Consider the following 18,204-nt stretch of genomic DNA (forward strand, 5'->3'; position numbering starts at 1 on the left):
TCCAGGGATAGCCCCGCTCAAACTTCTGAATTTCGGGGATCCAGCTGCGTTGCCCTTGGCGTCCACTATCACGTGTGGGCGCTGAAATGCTGGCATGCAGGCCAAGCCTGCCGCTCGACACCCGGGATCTGGGATGGTGCCGCAGCCGCCAGAATTGCGAGGCTGCGACACGTTTCCTGCGCCGACGACGCCGGCACCTTGAGCGCGGGTCAGAGCCGTTCGATGCCGAGAAAGTCCGGCGCTCCCACCCAGGCGGCCTTGAAACGCGCGTCCATCTCTTCGGCGTCCGCTGTCCTGCCGGTCCTGCGGAAAACCTCGCGCAGGCCCCAGAGCGCCCAGGCGTTGTTTGGGGTCTGCTCCAGCACATGCTCGAAGGCTGCCGCGGCCGCCTCGTGCTCGCCTGTGGCCATGTAGACCGCGCCGAGGGTCTGCCGGACCGGATAATACCAGTAGGCCGGTTCCATATAGGCAAGGCCGTCCTCGATCGCGACCGCCGCCTCAAGCTTGTTGCGCGCTTCCCGCAGGTTGCCCTGGTGCTGGGCAATGCGGGCCTCCACGATCAACGCGCTCAATTCCAGCAGGTCCGGCGCCGGAAGTCCTCCCGCCGTCTCCGTGGAAAAATCGGTCTCGGCGGCGAGCTTGCGGATTGCGGCGGTCTCGGCGCGCGCCGCCTCGCTCGCACCCTTTGCGGCGAAGGCGACGCCCCGCGCATATCGCCAGGTTGCCTCGACGTAAGGCAGGGCGTTTGCCGGCACCGGCAGCGCGAGTATGACCTCAGGATCGCTGTACTGGGCGTGCGCAAAATAGGCGGCCGCCTTGATCGGCTGCAGCCCGGCCACCTTCCTGGCAGTGGTGTTGGAGACCAGGGATTCGAGCTTTTTGGTCGCCTCAGCGATTGCCTCGACGTCGCCCGCCATCTGTGCGGACGTCATCAGGAAATGCAGGTTGTGCGGATAATAGCCGTCCGTGTAGACACCGGGCGTGCTCTCCGGTGCTATGCCGACGCGCTCGAAATAGGCCTCGTCCGCTGCCACCGCCTCGCGGTTGATTTCCAGGCTGTCGATCCACCGGCCGACCTGGTGATAGATGTGCGCTGGCATGTGCACGATGTGTCCGGCGCCGGGCATGAGGGCGGCAAGCCGGTCGGCATGGGCTTCGGCCCTCTCCGGCGTCGCGGACGCCTCGACGGCATGGATATAGAGATGGATCGCGCCGGCATGATCCGGATTGCGCGCCAACACCCGCTCCAACGAGGCCACAAGCTTGACCGTGTCCGGCTTTGGCGTTGCTCCGCCGTCAAGCCAGTAGTCCCAGGGCATCAGGTTCATAAGCGCGTCAGCGTAGAGCGTGGCGATCTCGTCATCCTGCGGATGGCGGTCTGCAAGTTCCGCCATCGCCGCGGCATAGGCCTGGTTCAGGGCGCCCTGGTCGGCCGAAGTATCGGCGCTGTAGCGCTTGGAGAGCGCGGCGATAAGGTCCTTTTCCCGGCTGGAGGCGAGGTGCGCTAGCTTGCGCGCCTGAGCGACGGCTTCGGCGGCGTTCGCGGCCGCCTCCTGGCCCATGCTGGCGTTGATGTTGGGGCCGAGCACGTAGGCCTCGCCCCAGAAACACATGGCGCAGGTTGGGTCCAGCTTCTGCGCGGCCCTGAAAGCGCGCTGCGCTTCGGCGTGGTTGAACGCCCACGCCCAGCGCAGGCCCTGGTCGAAATAGGCCTGCGCCAGCGGGTTGGCGGTGGTGACAGGATAGGAATGGCTGCCGAGGTTTTCGAAAAGCGGGACACTTGTCGAATCCTCTCCAACCGCCGCCGCCTGGGCCTGGCGATGCGGAACGCCCGTTTCATGGGCATTGGCGGCGGGCGCGGCCAGAAGGGCGGCCACGCTGGCACAGGCCATTAGCGGGAGCCTAAATGAAAGCTTCATGGTTTCAGCCCGCCTTGTCTTGTTGGCCGCGCTTCGAGCCGCGGACCACCAAACCAATTTCGGACCGGCTGATCCCGATGTCCCTCAAGAAGGCATCGTCCATTGCCGCAAGGGTCCGTTCCGCCATACGGTGAATCCGGTAATTCCGGAAAGAGCGGTAAGCTGCTCGCATTATCGACATTGCAACACTCCATTGATTGGCGCCGCGGGATGCAGCGGTGCCATCGCATTTAAACCATCCCTGTTTCAGGCGTTTTTCCGCGCCGACAGCGAAGTGTTTCGTTTGTTTCAGCGGCGGGGAGCGCTTCCCACGAAGTGTGAATTCCGAGCTGCCAGAGTCGCACGGGTCCTGGTGATGAATGGTGAAACCGGCGCCCGTGATCAGCCACGCTCGCTCGCGCGTCAGATGGCAGCACCGGGAGCCAGCCCCACAGTCCGTCAAGACGCCTTTGCAGTGTGCTCGAGCGGCGTTTCCCCGCCGCCATGCTCCATGAACACCAGCCGCCGAGCTTCAGTACGCGGCGGAACTCAGCCAACGCGTCCTTCGGGTGCGGGATGGGACAAAGCGATTAGATGACGACTGCGGGATCGGCCTAGTATTAGCCAGAACGTCTAAGGCCGTTGAAGCTGGAGGAGGCATCGCCGGCGCCCTGCCCTTTGAAGTCGATGATTTGCCTTCGAGGCATCCGCCGAAACTTCTGCTTCGGCAAAATTCTGTGAATCGGCTCTGTGCTGTTCAAGCCCGGAAGGGACCAGAGATAATGCAGCCCGCCTATCGATCTAATCGCCGATTATCTGCTGCCTTCCGAAACGGCACAATGCGCCAACTCTGGTTTTTCCCCAGTGATGCTCCGAGGATTGTATGCATTTCGTTGGGCAGCGCAGATCGTTGCACGGCAAGCAGCCTAGCGTCCGGGCTTGCGCAATACAGGCCGTCAGCGAACCCTGTAGAACGGATTCGGCAGCAGGAACAGCTTCTCGGCATGCCCCCCGAACAGGTCGGATGGCTGGTCACCGATATTGGCAATTATCGTGTAGCCGGCCTTTTCGATTTCGGCTCTTATGGGTGCCTTGAAATCTGCAGCGGAAGCATATTTGGCTCCAGGCTGGACCATGTAAAGTTGCTCATAGCCGGCATAGCCCGCCGATTGCAGGTTCTGTTTGGTCGCCTGACGCTGGTCCTCCGGACGTCCGGTGATGAAGAATACTGCGACTTTCGCCGTTCGCGCCTGCCGGAAGACCTCCAGCACAGGGTCGATGGCCGGATCCTTCGCGAGTTGGTCCCAGGCGGCCCAGCCACAGGGACCGTCGATTGCGATGTCGCAGGCGCCCCCGATCGGACGGCCGAAGTTGTCGCGTGTGATCACCTCCCAGTTGGCCAAAGCCGTCTCGTCGATATCGAGCACCAGCGCGGGGCGAGGCACCTCCATAGCGCGCTTGACGACCCAATCGCCTGCCTGCTTCGCCACTGCCGCAAGGTCGCGATCATAGTCGCCGGAATCATGATAATTGGCGGCTGCCAGCATCGCGTCGCCGACATTGCCTGGCTGGGACGGGCTTGTGAGAAGGAGTGAGCCGTCGGCACGCGCCGACCCGGGCACATTTGTGCCAATCATCAGGACGATTGCCCCGGCGGCCGCACCACGCGCAATTCTATTCCAAATAATCGTCTGCATCACGAGACATTGCGGTCGCGAGAAGTCCTCTGTCAAGCAAGGCAAGGCACAGGTCCTCGAAACTGCGGCGCTGAATTAGAGGATTCCGAAATAACCGACGCACGTCCTGAATGCGCCAATTCCATAGTCCGGCCGCCGACGACCATCACTCAAAACCACCTCCTCAACGAGACGGTGGACCAGCCAACCGCAGCGGAGTAAGGGTGCGGTGTTCGAGGCTGTTTGGGTCATCTTACGAAAGCACGTGGCGCCGCATGACGTGCAAACGTTGCGAATGCGATTAGACCGACTATCGGTGGAGTAGTCATGAAGAAGACTGTCGTTAGAGTTGTCTGTGCCATCGGCCAAGCGGGACAGCTCGGCCTCAAAGGGGGCCTTCCCTGGGAAGGCAACCGATCGCCGGAGTTTGTCGCTGACGTTGCGCGATTTTTCGACCTCACCAGAGGGCACGTCTTGCTCGCCGGTCCCAAGACGATCGCGAGCGTTCCCGATTTTGCTCGCGCGGATCGGGAACTTGTCGTCGTTCGCTCCAGCATGGATCCGGAGGACACGCTCCAGCGCTTTGCGGGCCGCGTCGTCTTCATCGGTGGCGGTCCACCGGTGTGGGAAGCCTACGCGCGCTTCGTTAGCCACTGGGATGTCACGCGCCTGCCCTATGACGGGCCGGCGGACCGCTGGTTCGACGCAAGATGGCTTACGGCGGGCGGCGACGTCGCCAGAAATCACCCCGACCAATGAAGGCTCGGCACGTTTCGATCTGGGGAACATTTAGACTACTGGGCGACCCAAGTTCCGATCCGCATTTTATGCAACTTTGACCTGTAGCGGCTAAGTTAAAATGTCCTGGTCTGGCAAAGTAGGAATCTCGCTCCTGCTTATGTTTGCCGATCTCTCGCGTTCGACAGCACAGGAGATTGCAGGTCGGGACTGGCGTGATGAGCGAGCGGGAGCTGCAAGGCAGTGTTGTCGAGAGTTATAGAGCGGCGGATGACGAGCATTGCCAAATCTTGCCAATGCCGCCCATACAACGGCGCGAACAATCGCGCCCATCCCTGAGTGGCTGTTTTTCGCGCTCACCTCATTTTGCCAAGGATACTGTCCGATGTCTGCGACGCCGTGCCTTTGGCCAAAGCCATGACGGATCACTCCGCCGCCACTCGATCAATGTCCCTCGCGAGCCTGGGATGGACGGATTTTTTCGGCGATCAGTTGGGTCCGCATGAGGCAAACCTCGTCCCAATGCGTATTGCAACGGTGCACCGTGATCGCCTGACCGGCATATCTCAAACAGGGCAAATGGATCTGACGCTGCCGACGCATACGAATACTGGCGATTACGCCGTTGGCGACTGGGTCCTTGCCGATCCCCATGCCCACCTGCTGCACCGCCGCCTGACGCGCAAGGCAGTGCTGGAACGCCGCACGGGCACCAAGGTGCCGCAGCTTGCCGCAGCCAACGTCGACACGTTGTTTATCGTCACCTCATGCAATGCTGATTTCAACCCCGCTCGGCTAGAGCGCTATCTGGCGCTGGCGAACGAGGCCGGAACAAATCCAGTGATCCTGCTGACCAAGGCCGATACCGTGGCTGACGCCCGGGAGTACGAAAAGCAAGCCGCCGCACTACAGCGGGGGCTGATCGTAGTGACGTTGAACCCCCGCACGGCTGATGCCGCAATCGCCTTAGCCGCCTGGTGCGGCGCTGGACAAACAGTTGCACTGGTCGGTTCCTCCGGCGTGGGCAAATCGACTCTGGTGAACACGCTGGTCGGATCAGCGCAGCAATTGCCTCAACAGACCGGAGACGTTCGCGAACACGATGCCAAAGGACGCCACACCACCACTTCGCGATCTCTGCACCCCATTGCAGGTGGCGGGTGGGTGATCGATACGCCAGGAATGCGAACGCTGCAGGTTAGCGATGTGGCTTACGGCATCGACACGCTGTTCGCCGAGATTACCGAGCTTGCCCCGCTCTGCAGGTTCCGCGACTGCACTCATGCTCATGAACCGGGCTGTGCGGTACAAGCAGCTTTGGCCGCTGGTACGCTGGCTCCCGAGCGCCTTGCTCGCTGGCGCAAACTCACCGACGAAAACCGCAACAACACGCCAGTTCAAACCCGGCCTCGTGGCAGCAATCTCACCAGCGGTCACGGCAAACGGCGTTGAACGACAAGGCTTGAGCTCAGGCACTGTCCTCAAAGACACTGGAAGCAGCGCGGCACAAGGCCGAGGTAGGCGCTCAGATCGTGGGTCGCCTGAAGCAACCGGGATCAACCACTGCGAGCGACGTGGCGGGCGTTGCCGTTCAACGGGCACCGCGGTGGAACGACCGCGGTGCCGTAGTCTGTACCCGCACACCTAGCAGTTCGCTCCAGTTTGCGGATCGCACGCTTTGTTTTCTTGCTTCTGTGGTTTGGGCTTGGCCGCCTGCTCAGGCTCGGCCTGCTGCTGCTCGGCGGCGGGCTGCTCCTCGGCCTTCGGCTTCTCAGGCTTGGCCGCCTGTTCCGGCTCGGCCTGCTGCTGCTCGGCGGCCGGCTGCTCCTCGGTCTTCCGCTTCTCAGGCTTGGCAGCCTGTTCCGGCTCGGTCTGCTGCTGCTCGGCGGCAGGCTGCTCCTTGGCCTTCCGCTTCTCAGGCTTGGCCGCCTGTTCCGGCTCGGCCTGCTGCTCGGCAGCGGGCTGCTCCTTGGTCTTCGGTTTCTCAGGCTTGGCCGCCTGTTCCGGCTCGGTCTGCTGCTGTTCGACGGCCGGTTGCTGCTCGGTCGTCGACTTCTCAGGCTTGGCGGTTTCTTCCGGCTCAACCTGTTCGCCGGTCGCCGGCGCCTGTTCGGTCGCTGCTGCGCCTTCGGTCGGCTTCGATTTCCGGCCGGCCTGAACCTGCCTCACCTCCTCGATGTCTTTGAGCTCAGCTGGTTTGGCATCGGGATCGGCTTTCACCTCACCTTCAAAGACCGTGACGGTATTGTTTTCCAATTTGCCGGCCTGCTCGGGCGTCTCGGTCTCGCTGACCTCGACGACAGTCACCTGCTGGTTCGTCTCCTTCTCGATCACATCGACATCAATGACTTTGTTGATCACCACGGTGTTCTGGATCGTCACGTCGCCGGCCGGCTCGGCCGCCTCCACAATGCGCACAAACTCCGGCTCATCACGGATAACGACGACAGAAATGTCGTCAGCAAGGAATTCGCGGGTGGGGACCACTACCCAGTAAAAATCCGGCGTGGTGTCGATGGTCACCTCGATCGAAATCAAATCGGGATCGCGGCGCGGCGGCAGCGGAGCCCAGATGACGTGCTCCCTTTCGCGCCGCCAACTCACCCATGCTGGCGCCCAACGAGTGCCGGGAACCCAGTACCAGCCGATGTCGTCGGCATAGCCCCAGCGGCCGTAATGGTAGGTCGCCCACCCGAACGGCTCGTCGGACACCCAGAGCCAGCCATACTGCTCGGTATAGACCCAATGCCCAATGGTATATGGACGCCAATCGTCAGGTACATCAACCGGGACGAAAACGGTCGCTCCCCGGTACGAAACCCAATCACCATGGGAAGACAGTTCATCGTAAAATGTGCTGATCGAAACGGAAACGTCGGTGGCAGCCCTCGCCTCGGACACAAGCGACAATGGCGCCACCGGGCTGGGAATCTCGACGACCGTGAGCAAGCCGGCGGTTACGCCGCCCAGCATCAGCCGTACAACGTTTTGGGCAAGGACGCGTTTCATCGCAGTTTCCTCCGAAACAGATCGCCCTTCATCGTGGAAACTCACCGGCTGTCGAATTGTTCCGGCTTGGCATCACCGCGCCTTGCTACAGGGTCGTCTTGACTTCCCCGATCTCGGCACCAACTACGGTTATATGAACGCCACAAAAAAGACCCGTCGCGATTTTCTTTTCCGGGTTTGCCCCATCGCGGGATCGTAACCCCCGGCTCGGCTGCCATGTGCCCCGGGCCGCGGGGCAAGCACATAAAATCGACATCGAACGTAGGCAGGCCAGCACCGGCTCTGGGGCATCGGTTTTGAGCAAGATCTGCCTCGAATTGGCCCGTTAAACCATGCTTGAGGCAGCCCGCTCAACTGAGAATACGAGTATTCGAAAATGCAAGGTAACATCAAGGCGCGGCGCAAGCCGACCATCCGCATCTCGAAATCGGACCATGCGCGTTTATCGGCGCTTGCGAGCACCGTGGCCGCACGAAATCCGCAGGCTTCCGATGACCTGCTCGCCGAACTCGAGCGAGCGCGCATCGTTTCCGATGGTTTGATGTCCGCGGGCGCCGTCCAGATGGGTTCGATGGTGACGTTCAAGCCCGATACCGGTGATGCGAAAACGGTGACGCTGGTTTTTCCTGGCGATGCGGACATCTCCGAAGGCAAGGTTTCAATCCTTACGCCGATCGGCACGGCCCTGATCGGCCTCTCGGCCGGACAGTCGATCATGTGGACCGCGCGAGATGGGCGCCGGCATGAATTGTCGGTGCTTGCCGTGAACCGGCCTGCCCGCGAAGGCGATGCAGCCGATCAGCGTGCACCAGCACCTTCAACGACGGCGGGCGACTAAAGCGCGTCGCGTTTGACCGGCCTCATGCGGCGCGCTTTAGGTTGTTGTTTGTTTCCGCGAAAACTGCGGGCATCAACGAGGACCTCAAGCGCCTTCTCCACGAACGCCTCGTGATATGGACAACCGGTGCTGAAGCAAACGGCCCGGCCCTACGCCGACCCGCTCTTACCAGCCGGCGGTTGGATGGATCGACTCGGGTTAGGTGGGCCTTGCCGCGTGGCAAAAAAATAACAGGTTGGCTGTCGGGAGGCGCACCACTTGTTCGTCCTGTGGACACGAAGCAACGAAACCAGGTGAAAGACCCGTGAGCGAGTTTAGATCATCGAACACATATGCGGTCGATGTAATCCAGGCCGACCTTATGATGGCGTTCATCGGTCCCGTTCAGGCCGGCGAGCCGCCCAAGGGCTGGTTCGACTGAGGTCTGATAGTCGCGGCACGAACAAATACCACCCAAGAACCGAGGAGATTAAAAATGACGAAACTCGTGACCTGCCTGTGGTTCGACCACGGCGAAGCGCGCAAGGCGGCAGAGTTCTATGCCGCCACCTTTCCCGACAGCCATGTGGATCGGCTGAATGCGGCCGCGTCGGACTATCCCGGCGGCAAGGAAGGCAATGAACTGACGGTCGAGTTCACAGTGCTCGGCCAGTCTTTTCTAGGCCTGAACGGCGGCCCGAATTTCAAGGCGAACGAATCCGTCAGCCTGATGGTGCTGACCGAAGATCAGGAAGAGACCGACCGCTACTGGAAGGCGATCGTTGGAAACGGCGGCAGCGAGAGCGCCTGCGGATGGTGCAAGGACCGGTGGGGCTTCTCCTGGCAGATCACGCCGAAGCGGCTGATGGAACTGACGACCAGTCCCGACCGCGCCAAGGCCAAGCGCGCGATGGAGGCGATGATGACGATGAAGAAAATCGATATCGCGGCGCTGGAAGCCGCAGCAGCAGGCTAACCCGATCCACGGCAACGACGCCCTGGTGAACTCAACGAATGGAGATGACCATGCCCAACACCGTTAAACTGCACCGGGTTCTCGCCACCAAGCCCGAAAAGGTCTACCGCGCATTTCTGGAACCTGACGCGGTCGCGAGTTGGCTCCCGCCCTTCGGTTTTACCTGTACTGTGCATGAGCTTGAGGCGAAGGAAGGCGGCAAGCACAGAATGTCGTTTCGAAACTTCACGACCGGGCACAGCCATTCCTTCGGCGGCACCTATCTGAAACTCGTCCCCGGCGAGACGCTCGTCTACAGCGACGTGTTCGATGATCCGAACCTTCCGGGCGAGATGAAAGTGACCGTCACGCTGACGGCCGTTTCAGTCGGAACGGAGATGACGGTGGTTCAGGAGAACGTGCCCGATCTGATCCCCGTCGAGGCATGTTATCTCGGTTGGCAAGAGTCGCTGCGCAAGCTTGCTCACCTCGTCGAGCCCGAAATCACGCAATAAACCGTCTGCGTGATCTCGTCCGACTGCGACAACAAGGAAACCAAATGACCAACCAGCAGATCACCATTGCCACCACGATCGCCGCGCCGATCGAACGCGTCTGGGAGGCCTACACGACGCCCGGCGATATCACGCGGTGGAACTTCGCTTCCGACGACTGGTGCTGCCCAAGCGCGGAAGCCGATCTAAAGGTGGGCGGCGGCTACACGGCGCGCATGGAAGCCAAGGACGGCAGTTTCGGCTTCGATTTCGAGGCGGTGTACGAAGAGGTCGAGCCGTACAAGGCGATCGCATTCGCCATGAGCGACGGGCGCAAGGCGCGTACGACCTTCGAAGCCGCAGGCAACGGTACGAAGGTGACGACCATATTCGATGCCGAGACGCAGAACTCCATCGAGATGCAGCGTGACGGCTGGCAGGCGATCCTGGACAACTTCGGGCGTTATGTTGAATCCAGCGCAGGACATGAGCAAGTTCAAGGAGGTCGCTGAACTCCGCCGGAAGCAGTTTTTTCAAGCCCTGTCGGCGGAGACGATCGTCGAGATGATAGCGCTCTAAACGCCCGAGGCGATGATCGAGATCGAAGCCATAGCAGCCGTGGCTGCAGACGACGGTCTATTCGCCTCGGGACCTTTCAATCACTATCCGCTGCAGTCCTGACCGGTCGCGCTATGCACTCAAGCGAAACCGTGTGACGTCAATGGCCGCGGCCATCAGCGTCTGCGTGTAGAGTGCCTGCGGATTGCTGAAGATCGCCTCGGTCGGCCCTTCCTCGACGATCTTGCCCTGCTTCATGACGATGATGTAGTCGGCCATGGCACGCACGACGGCGAGATCGTGGCTGATGAACAGGTAGGACAGTTCATGGTCGGCCTGCAGCTTGCGCAGCAATTCGACGATCTGCTTCTGGACGGAGCGGTCGAGCGCCGACGTCGGCTCGTCGAGGACGACCACCTTGGGCTTGAGGATCATCGCCCGCGCGATGGCGATGCGCTGGCGCTGGCCGCCGGAGAATTCGTGCGGGTAGCGATTGCGCGCATTCGGGTCGAGCCCGACCTCACGCAAGGCCTCGACGGCGCGGAGGTCGCGTTGCCTGCCCGACAGGGTCGGCTCATGCACCAGAAGCCCTTCGGTGATGACCTGGCCGACGGTCATGCGCGGCGACAGCGAACCGAACGGGTCCTGAAAGACCAGCTGCAATTCGCGCCGCAGCGGCCGCATGGCCTGGCGGTCGGCGGCAGAAATATCGCGATCGCCAAAGCGGATGAGCCCATCGCTTGGCAGGAGCCGCAGCAGGGCTCGGCCGAGCGTCGATTTCCCTGAACCGGATTCGCCTACGATGCCGATGGTCTGGTTGCGTTTCAGCCGTATCGAAATGTGGTCGACCGCGCGCAGGATCAGCGGCTCTCCGGCGAGAAACCCGCCGCCGATCTTGAAGGTCACTTCGACATTCCTGCCTTCGAGCAGGACAGGCGCATTTGGCGGTGGCGGCGCCTTGGTTCCGGTCGGCTCGGCGGCCAACAGCATCTTGGTATAGGCATGCTGCGGATTGACGAAGATCGCTTCCGCCTCGCCCTCCTCGACGACTTCGCCGTAGCGCATGACATAGACGCGGTCGGCAAAGCGCCGGACAATGCCGAGATCGTGGGTGATGAAGACGATCGCCATGCCAAGCTTGCGCTGCAGCTCGGCAAGCAGCATGAGAATCTGCGCCTGGATGGTCACGTCGAGCGCGGTCGTCGGTTCGTCTGCAATCAGTATGTCGGGGTCGTTGGCCAGCGCCATGGCGATCATGACCCGCTGTCGCTGGCCACCCGACAATTCGTGCGGATAGGATTTCATCCGCCGCTCGGGATCGGGAATATGGACCAGCCGCAAGAGCTTGAGCGCCTCTTCGCGTGCTTGCGCCGCGCCAAGGCCACGATGCCGGCGGATCGGTTCGATCAGCTGGTTGCCGATCGAATAGAGCGGATCGAGCGAGGTCATCGGCTCCTGGAAGATCATGCTGATCTTGCGGCCACGGACTTGGTTGAGCTCGGACTTGCTCAGGGTCAAAAGGTTGCGGCCGCGATAGTCGACGACGCCGGTCGCCTCGCCGTTCGAGGCCAGCAGGCTCATCGCCGCCATCATCGTCTGGCTTTTGCCGGAACCGGATTCGCCGACCACGGCAACGGTTTCGCCTGCATTGACGTGGATGTTGATGCCCTTGACCGCCTCGACCACGCCGTCAAGCGTGCGGAAGCGGACGCGAAGGTCCTTGACGCTGAGGATCGTTTCGGAGGTGTCCATCTCAACGATCCCTCGGGTCGAGCGCGTCGCGCAGGCCGTCGCCGACGAAATTCAGCGCGAACAGTGTCGAGACAAGGAAAAATGCTGGGAACAAAAGCAGCCAGTTGGCGGTGCCGATGTTCTTGGCGCCGGTCGAGATCAGCACGCCCCAGCTGGTCATCGGTTCCTGCACGCCGAGCCCGAGGAACGACAGGAAACTCTCCAGGATGATGACTTGCGGCACCAGCAGCGTCATATAGATGACCACTGGGCCAAGCAGGTTGGGAATGACGTGGCGGATCAGAATGCCGCGCTGGCCTATGCCCATCGCCTCCGCCGCCTGGACATATTCCTGCCGCCGGATCGACAGCGCCTGGCCGCGCACGATGCGCGCCATGTCGAGCCACAGCACGGCGCCGACCGCCAGGAACATCAGCACGAAGTTCCGACCAAAGAACACCACCAGCATAATGACGAAGAAAATGAACGGCAGCGAATAGAGCACATCGACAATGCGCATCATCACCTCGTCTATCCTGCCGCCGGCAAGGCCGGCCGCAGCGCCGTAGAGCACGCCGATGACGCCCGCAACGACCCCGGCGAGCAGGCCGATGGCCAGCGAGATGCGCCCGGCCATGAGCGTCCGCGACAGGAGATCGCGGCCGGTATTGTCGGTGCCGAACAGGAAATACTGCTGCCTGATTGAAGCGCTCATCACCGCTTCAAGGCCGTCAGCCGCTTTGCTCTCTATCTTGGTGTTGTCGAAGGCATCGGAACGGTCGAGGTAGCGGACATTGCGGTCGTCGATCGGCTTGCGCGATGTGACGGTGACGAAGATGCGATTGTCTTCCTGCCGCCACTGCTTGATGTCGACCCGCATGCGCTTGATCGCCTCGTTGAGCGCGGTTTCTATCTTGTCGGGCTTCGGATAGGCCGACAAGCTCGGCGGCATGCGCACATAGTCGGCGTAGATGGTGGTGTATCGATGCGGCACCAAAGAGGGTCCGAACACGCTGAGGATCGCGATGAAGGCAAGATAATACAGGCTGAACATGGCGGCGCGGTTGGCCTTGAGGCGCGCCCAGGCATCGCCCCACAGGGAACGGCCGACGATGGCCGGAGCGGTGGCTGCGATGTCAGTCATAGCGCACCCTCGGATCGACGAAGGCATACATGACGTCGACGATCAGGTTGAAGACGATGGTGAACAGCGCGATGACCACCACGGTGCCCATGACCAGCGTGTAGTCACGGTTGAGCGCGGCCTCGACAAAATAGCGGCCGATGCCGGGAATGGAAAAGATCGTCTCGACGATGATCGAGCCGGTGAGCAGTGCCGCCGCCGCCGGGCCGGTGAAGGAGACGATCGGCAATATGGCACCGCGCAGCGCATGTTTGACGACCACCGACCAGTCCGACAGGCCGAGCGCACGTGCGGTGCGAATGTGGTGCGAGCGCAACGATTCGATCATCGAGCCGCGCATCAGGCGGGCGACGATGGCGATCTGCGGCAGGGCGAGGGTCAGCACAGGGCCGATCTTGTTGAGCAGGGCGCCATCGCCCCAGCCGCCGATCGGCAGCAGTTTCCAGGTCAGACCGAACAGAAGCTGGATAACCGGCGCGATGACGAAGGTCGGAATGGTGCTGCCGGCGGTCGCCAGAGCGATCACCGAATAGTCGGCAAGCTTGTTCTGGTTGAGCGCGGCAATGGTGCCGAGGAGGCCACCGAGCAGCAGCGCCAGGATCAGGGCCGAGGCGCCGATCTGGATCGAAACGGGCAGGCCCCTGGCAAACAATTCGCCGACAGTGAAATCCGGCATGTTGTAGCTCGGACCGAAATTGCCGCGCAGCAGATTGCCGAGATAGTGGACATATTGCAGCCAGAGCGGGTCATTGAGACCGAACTGCGCTTCGAGATTGGCCTTGATCTCGGGGCTCAGGCCCCGCTCCTGATTGAACGGGCCGCCAGGCGCGACGCGTATCAGGAAGAACGCCATGGTCACGATGACCAACAGCGTCGGAATGGCGGTCAGAAGCCGCCGGAATACGTAACGCAGCATCGGTTCCCCGCTTTGCTAGCAAACCGGGACCGCCGCCTCTAACGCATGACCCGAGCCGAAGGTCCGGAGAGGATCACGTGCAAAATCAAGGCGTTACAGCGCCCTGTGCGCGCCCCAAAGGACGCGCGGCGCTGTAAAGGAGCGGCAGTCCGGCCAAGGGATCAGTCCTTGGAGATGAAGCGGGACGGATGCACATCCATGACGTTGTCCTCGAAGCCATGAACCTTCGGAGAAACGATATCCTTGTAACTATAGTAGAGAAGCGGGATGTTGCCGACGTCATCGACGAGGATGCGCTCGGCCTCGGCGAGTTCTTTCATCCGCTCTTCGGGCTTGCCGCCGGCGGCGGCCGCCTCGTCCATGGCCTTCTCGAATTCCGGGCTGTTGTAGCTCGAATAGTTGTTGCCGCTTGCCTTGCGGGAGATGCCGAGGAAGGTTTCCGGATCCTTGTAATCCGCAATCCAGCCGGCACGCGCCACGTCGTAGTCGCCCTTCTGCTCAAGGAAGGAGTAGTGGGTCTTGGTGTCGGTGTTGAGCAGCGTGATTTCGACGCCGAGCGGCTTCAACTGCTCCTGGATGGCGACTGCAGTGTTCTTGTGGTTTTCCGACGTGTTGTAGCGGATTTCCATCTTCAGCGGTTTCTCGGGCGTATAGCCAAGCTTCTCGAGTACCTTCTTGGCCTCATCCTCGCGGTCGATCTGCGACATGTCCGCGTATTTGGCCATTGCCGGCGTATAGCCCTCAATGCCCGGAGGCACCATCGAATAGCCGGGCAGCATTGAGTTCTGCCAGACCTTTTCGGCAAGGAAATCGCGGTCGACTGCCATGGAGATGGCATTGCGCAGTTCGACGTTGTCCCACGGAGCCTTGTCGGTCTTGATCGAAAAATAGTAGGTGCCGAGGTAAGGTCCAACGCGAATCTGATCTCCAAACTTGGCCTTGAGATCGGCGAGCTGCTCGGTCGGGAGGTCGTCGTAGCTGTCGAGTTCGCCGGCCTCGAAGCGCTTTATCGCCGACGAACGATCTTCGGTCGGGATGTAGTTGACGACGTCGAGCTTGACGCTCGCAGCATCCCAGAATTTCGGATTCTTGACCAGTTTGATGTGGTCGTTGGGAACCCACTCCGCCAGGGTAAAGGGGCCGTTGGAGACCAGATTGCCCGGCTTGATCCAATCGGCGCCGAGCTTGTCAATGGACGCCTTGCTGACCGGATAAGTCGCCTGGTGGGTCAGCATTTCAAGGAAATAGGGCGTGGGCGCCTTCAGCGTCACTTCCAGAGTATTTGCGTCGATTGCCTTGACGCCCATCTCCTCCGGCTTCGCCTTCTTGGTGTTCACCTCCTCGGCGTTCTTCACGGGATAGAGCATCGAAGCATATTCGGCGCCGGTGGCCGGATCTTCCAGCCGATGAAACGCGTAGACGAAGTCATCTGCCGTGACCGGGCTACCATCCGACCAGACACCGTCTTTGCGCAGCTTGAAGGTGTAGACGGTGCCGTCGTCCGATACAGTCCAGCTTTCGGCGGCGCCCGGAATGACGTTCGCCTTCTGGTCTTGCATGACCAGCCCCTGGAACAGGTCACGCAATACAGCGGCTTCGTATATTGTCGAGGTCTTGTGCGGGTCGAGCGACTCCGATTCGGCGGCGGTGCCGCGGTTGTAGACGACCTCGGCGAAGGCTGGCGTGTAGAACGTGCCGGCGGCCAAAGCCATGGTTGTGGCGAACACCGTCGCCTTCAGCATGTTTTTCAGCATGAAGTTCTCCCTGTCGAGGCGGCCGTTCAGCTGCGCCTCTTGAGTGTTGACGCCCCGAAGCCGATTAGCTGGCCCCTTTGAGCGCGCCGCCGGTTCCCTTTCCGGCAGCTGGTGGGCAAACAGTAACGTGGTGATTTTTTATTTCAACAGACTCGTGAGGTCACCCTAAGTAAGGCGCAGCGACAGCCACTGCGCGGCCGGCAGAACAGCGGTCGAAACCATGGACCGAGCCTTCCAGCTACGCAAAAGCAGCTCGGCCACGCCTCGGCCGAGCGATGACTCGCAGATACCAGCGCCGACGTGACCGGTGAATCTCACCAAGGCCTCTTGAGAAAGTCCCTCCCCGTTACGCGCCAAACAGCCGCCGGTCCCAGTAGACCGGCTGGTGCAGGCCTGTGTGGATTTTTGAAAACTCCGGATGCGCCGGATTGATCAGCACATTGCAATCGAGACGCGCCACGACACTCGGCACCAGCAGGATGGCGCTGCGCCGTTCTAAACACCAGGTTTCGCCGAATCCCTGGCTCACCATCGCCGGCATCGTGTCCCAGCCGGGCAGTGACGGGTGGGAAAAGACCTCGTAACTCAGTCCGCGCGGGATTGTGATTTCGATGTAGTGTTGGTTGGGCGGCAGTCGGCCGCTGCCATGCACCAGCTTTTCCAACAGGGCCGTCGAATAGTGCTCGCTGGTGTAGATGATAGGACTTCCGGGCGTGTTCCACCGCCCTGGCGCGATTGTCGAGCCGGTCGCATCGAAGATCGGGTAGGTGCCGGCCGGATCGCCGATACGAAAGGACGAGAGAGTGCGATCGAGAGTCTGCGCCGTCACGCAGCACTGCCGTACTTCAGACTTGCGAGAATATCGACCACCATTTCGGCACCGAACTCGCTCATGATAACGACGTCGATCGGTCGCTTGTCCTCAATCATCGGGTGCGGCCGAAACAGGAAATCGCGCGCTTCCTCCTCGTTCTGCCAGACATCGACAGCAAGGCCCCAGACGCGCGCGACGCGGGCCAATCGTGTGCCCTCGTCCGACGAGAGGCGATGTACCGCCTTGCGCCGCTCGTAGGTCGCCTTGGGGATCAGCCGGTATTTGAACTGAGCATCGCCAGGCGCCAGAAGATGCGCAACGCGCTCAAGTGCGCCAAAGGGAAGTCCATCCTCGATCCGGGAGATCAGCCCGAAAGGCGACCGCGCCGCCACCTCTTTAACGGGCAGCCCCAACACGTCGGCGACATTTCCGAGCGCTAGCATATCACTCTCCATTCCATGTGAGGCAATAATTAGCCTCACATGATGCGTCATGCAAGCCACCCGTTCAATCTGCGGCCTGTCTGCGAATACGAGAGCGTAACCGCAGGCGCAGAGAACGGCGATGCGTTCATCCTCTCTCTAATCCCGATCCGGGTTTGGATAGGTAGAGCCATCGTGCCAGTCACGATCATGCGAATACCGGTCCGAACCCGGCGGTTGCGACGATGCAGTCGCGCCCCCTGTTCTTTGCCACATAGAGATTCTGATCAGCGCGCAGCAAGATGTCATCCAAGATTTGGCCTGGTCCGTGCAGGCAAATCCCGATGCTGACGGTGATTTCTCGGTCCTCGATGCCGACTGCCCGTCTGACACCGCGCATGTTCTGTCTGATCCGCTCGGCCACTTCCAATGTCTTGTCGCGGCCAGCTTCGACCAGGAACACAGCGAACTCCTCGCCGCCGATGCGCGCCGCCAAGTCGCTTTCCCGAATCGAGCTGCGAATAACGCTGCCCATCTCCTGGAGGACGGCATCGCCGATGGCATGACCAAAGGTGTCGTTGATGGATTTGAAATGGTCGGCGTCCATGAACAGCACGGCGCCTTCCTTGAAGGCCTCGGAACCCACGATTGCCTCGGCCTCCTCAAAGAAGGTTTTCCTGTTGGCGAGGCTTGTGAGGTGGTCGATGCGTGCTGCCCGGTCGAGCTTGGCGGCCATCAAGGCGAGATTCAACTGCTGTCTCAGGAAGAAATAGCCGAGCGGAAATCCAACCGCGACGGTGATGACCGTTGTCAAAAACAAGTCCAAGAGGAGGCGGTCGGCAAAGAAGATACCATAGAAAACGAGGGTGAGAGTATCCGCACCGATGATGGCCGCCAAAACCACGACGCAGGTCTGCCTGAACAGCGAGAGCTTCCCGAAGCGTGTCAGAAAATAATGTGATGCCGTCATTCCGCCAACTGCCTTTGGGTAAACCCTAACCCGTGAGTGGTAAACACAAGTTACAACTAGCGGCAGCAATTTGGACACAACCCGCACGTCAGATCCTACACATTGCGCGAAAACCCTTGCACCTCGTGGGAAGTTGGGAAGGGCAATAGCCTGCAGCGGATCGCATGATATTGATGCAAGTCAATGGGGTATCCTTACTAAACCCTACGTTGTGGTCGATGGGATCGACGGCGCTTTCTCTGCAACGAGCAGGTTGCGCCGCTTTTGTTGAAGAAGTCGGGCGTCGAAGCGGGGCGCTGCGTCGGCGG

The 18,204-nt window shown here is 61.0% G+C and carries 17 protein-coding genes; 6 read left to right on the forward strand and 11 right to left on the reverse strand.

Annotated elements, in window-relative coordinates; translation table 11 throughout:
• Positions 1–209: 209 nt before the first annotated feature.
• The 3 genes from AC0L2M_RS01390 to AC0L2M_RS01400 all read right to left on the reverse strand — a co-directional run bounded on the left by AC0L2M_RS01390 (position 210) and on the right by AC0L2M_RS01400 (position 3,535).
• Entirely contained in the window at positions 210–1,892 is a 1,683-nt protein-coding gene (locus AC0L2M_RS01390; RefSeq protein WP_236388072.1) for a tetratricopeptide repeat protein, read from the reverse strand.
• 31 nt (positions 1,893–1,923) lie between these two features.
• Positions 1,924–2,100 carry a YjiS-like domain-containing protein gene (locus tag AC0L2M_RS01395; protein WP_473533944.1) on the reverse strand — a complete coding sequence of 59 codons (177 nt, stop codon included), beginning with the start codon at positions 2,098–2,100 and terminating at the stop codon, positions 1,924–1,926.
• A gap of 754 nt (positions 2,101–2,854) precedes the next feature.
• Positions 2,855–3,535: an HAD family acid phosphatase gene (locus AC0L2M_RS01400; protein WP_473533835.1), complete on the reverse strand. Its 681-nt coding sequence runs from the start codon at positions 3,533–3,535 to the stop codon at positions 2,855–2,857.
• Between the two features lie 366 nt (positions 3,536–3,901).
• On the opposite strand from AC0L2M_RS01400, the gene AC0L2M_RS01405 reads away from it, so the two are divergent.
• A complete protein-coding gene (locus tag AC0L2M_RS01405) occupies positions 3,902–4,333 on the forward strand; it encodes a dihydrofolate reductase family protein (protein ID WP_128179956.1) in 432 nt (143 codons plus the stop codon).
• A 378-nt stretch (positions 4,334–4,711) separates the two neighbouring features.
• The gene (rsgA, locus tag AC0L2M_RS01410) at positions 4,712–5,764 is read left to right on the forward strand and encodes a ribosome small subunit-dependent GTPase A (RefSeq protein WP_473533945.1); all 1,053 of its coding nucleotides are present in this window, start codon (positions 4,712–4,714) and stop codon (positions 5,762–5,764) included.
• A 192-nt stretch (positions 5,765–5,956) separates the two neighbouring features.
• Here the strand turns inward: rsgA and AC0L2M_RS01415 are convergent, their stop codons facing one another.
• Complete coding sequence (locus AC0L2M_RS01415) at positions 5,957–7,261, reverse strand: DUF6600 domain-containing protein (RefSeq protein ID WP_473533836.1); 1,305 nt, start codon at positions 7,259–7,261, stop codon at positions 5,957–5,959.
• A gap of 436 nt (positions 7,262–7,697) precedes the next feature.
• On the opposite strand from AC0L2M_RS01415, the gene rnk reads away from it, so the two are divergent.
• From rnk to AC0L2M_RS01435, 4 genes are all read left to right on the forward strand, one after another.
• On the forward strand, positions 7,698–8,159 hold the full coding sequence (rnk, locus tag AC0L2M_RS01420; RefSeq protein WP_473533837.1) for a nucleoside diphosphate kinase regulator: 462 nt from the start codon (positions 7,698–7,700) through the stop codon (positions 8,157–8,159).
• A 475-nt stretch (positions 8,160–8,634) separates the two neighbouring features.
• Complete coding sequence (locus tag AC0L2M_RS01425) at positions 8,635–9,114, forward strand: VOC family protein (protein ID WP_023799726.1); 480 nt, start codon at positions 8,635–8,637, stop codon at positions 9,112–9,114.
• A 50-nt stretch (positions 9,115–9,164) separates the two neighbouring features.
• Positions 9,165–9,608 (forward strand): SRPBCC family protein, encoded by a 444-nt coding sequence (locus AC0L2M_RS01430; RefSeq protein ID WP_031255154.1) that lies wholly within the window; start codon positions 9,165–9,167, stop codon positions 9,606–9,608.
• Between the two features lie 44 nt (positions 9,609–9,652).
• A complete protein-coding gene (locus tag AC0L2M_RS01435; protein ID WP_236388067.1) occupies positions 9,653–10,099 on the forward strand; it encodes an SRPBCC family protein in 447 nt (148 codons plus the stop codon).
• A 178-nt stretch (positions 10,100–10,277) separates the two neighbouring features.
• On the opposite strand, the gene AC0L2M_RS01440 is transcribed toward AC0L2M_RS01435, so the two are convergent.
• The 7 genes from AC0L2M_RS01440 to AC0L2M_RS01470 all read right to left on the reverse strand — a co-directional run bounded on the left by AC0L2M_RS01440 (position 10,278) and on the right by AC0L2M_RS01470 (position 17,830).
• Positions 10,278–11,897, reverse strand: a complete 1,620-nt coding sequence (locus AC0L2M_RS01440; protein WP_236388066.1) for an ABC transporter ATP-binding protein — start codon at positions 11,895–11,897, stop codon at positions 10,278–10,280.
• Position 11,898: 1 nt separating this feature from the next.
• Positions 11,899–13,020 (reverse strand): ABC transporter permease, encoded by a 1,122-nt coding sequence (locus AC0L2M_RS01445; protein ID WP_236388065.1) that lies wholly within the window; start codon positions 13,018–13,020, stop codon positions 11,899–11,901.
• Positions 13,013–13,936 (reverse strand): ABC transporter permease subunit, encoded by a 924-nt coding sequence (locus tag AC0L2M_RS01450; protein WP_023799733.1) that lies wholly within the window; start codon positions 13,934–13,936, stop codon positions 13,013–13,015. The genes AC0L2M_RS01445 and AC0L2M_RS01450 overlap by 8 nt, the downstream gene beginning before the upstream one ends.
• Positions 13,937–14,097: 161 nt before the next feature.
• Positions 14,098–15,690, reverse strand: a complete 1,593-nt coding sequence (locus AC0L2M_RS01455) for a peptide ABC transporter substrate-binding protein (RefSeq protein WP_473533838.1) — start codon at positions 15,688–15,690, stop codon at positions 14,098–14,100.
• A 346-nt stretch (positions 15,691–16,036) separates the two neighbouring features.
• Positions 16,037–16,519, reverse strand: a complete 483-nt coding sequence (locus tag AC0L2M_RS01460) for an RES family NAD+ phosphorylase (RefSeq protein WP_473533839.1) — start codon at positions 16,517–16,519, stop codon at positions 16,037–16,039.
• The gene (locus tag AC0L2M_RS01465; protein WP_473533840.1) at positions 16,516–16,947 is read right to left on the reverse strand and encodes an antitoxin Xre-like helix-turn-helix domain-containing protein; all 432 of its coding nucleotides are present in this window, start codon (positions 16,945–16,947) and stop codon (positions 16,516–16,518) included. The genes AC0L2M_RS01460 and AC0L2M_RS01465 overlap by 4 nt, the downstream gene beginning before the upstream one ends.
• 187 nt (positions 16,948–17,134) lie before the next feature.
• Positions 17,135–17,830 (reverse strand): GGDEF domain-containing protein, encoded by a 696-nt coding sequence (locus tag AC0L2M_RS01470; protein WP_473533841.1) that lies wholly within the window; start codon positions 17,828–17,830, stop codon positions 17,135–17,137.
• Positions 17,831–18,204: the final 374 nt, after the last annotated feature.

The sequence above is a fragment of the Mesorhizobium sp. WSM4806 genome (assembly GCF_055811635.1).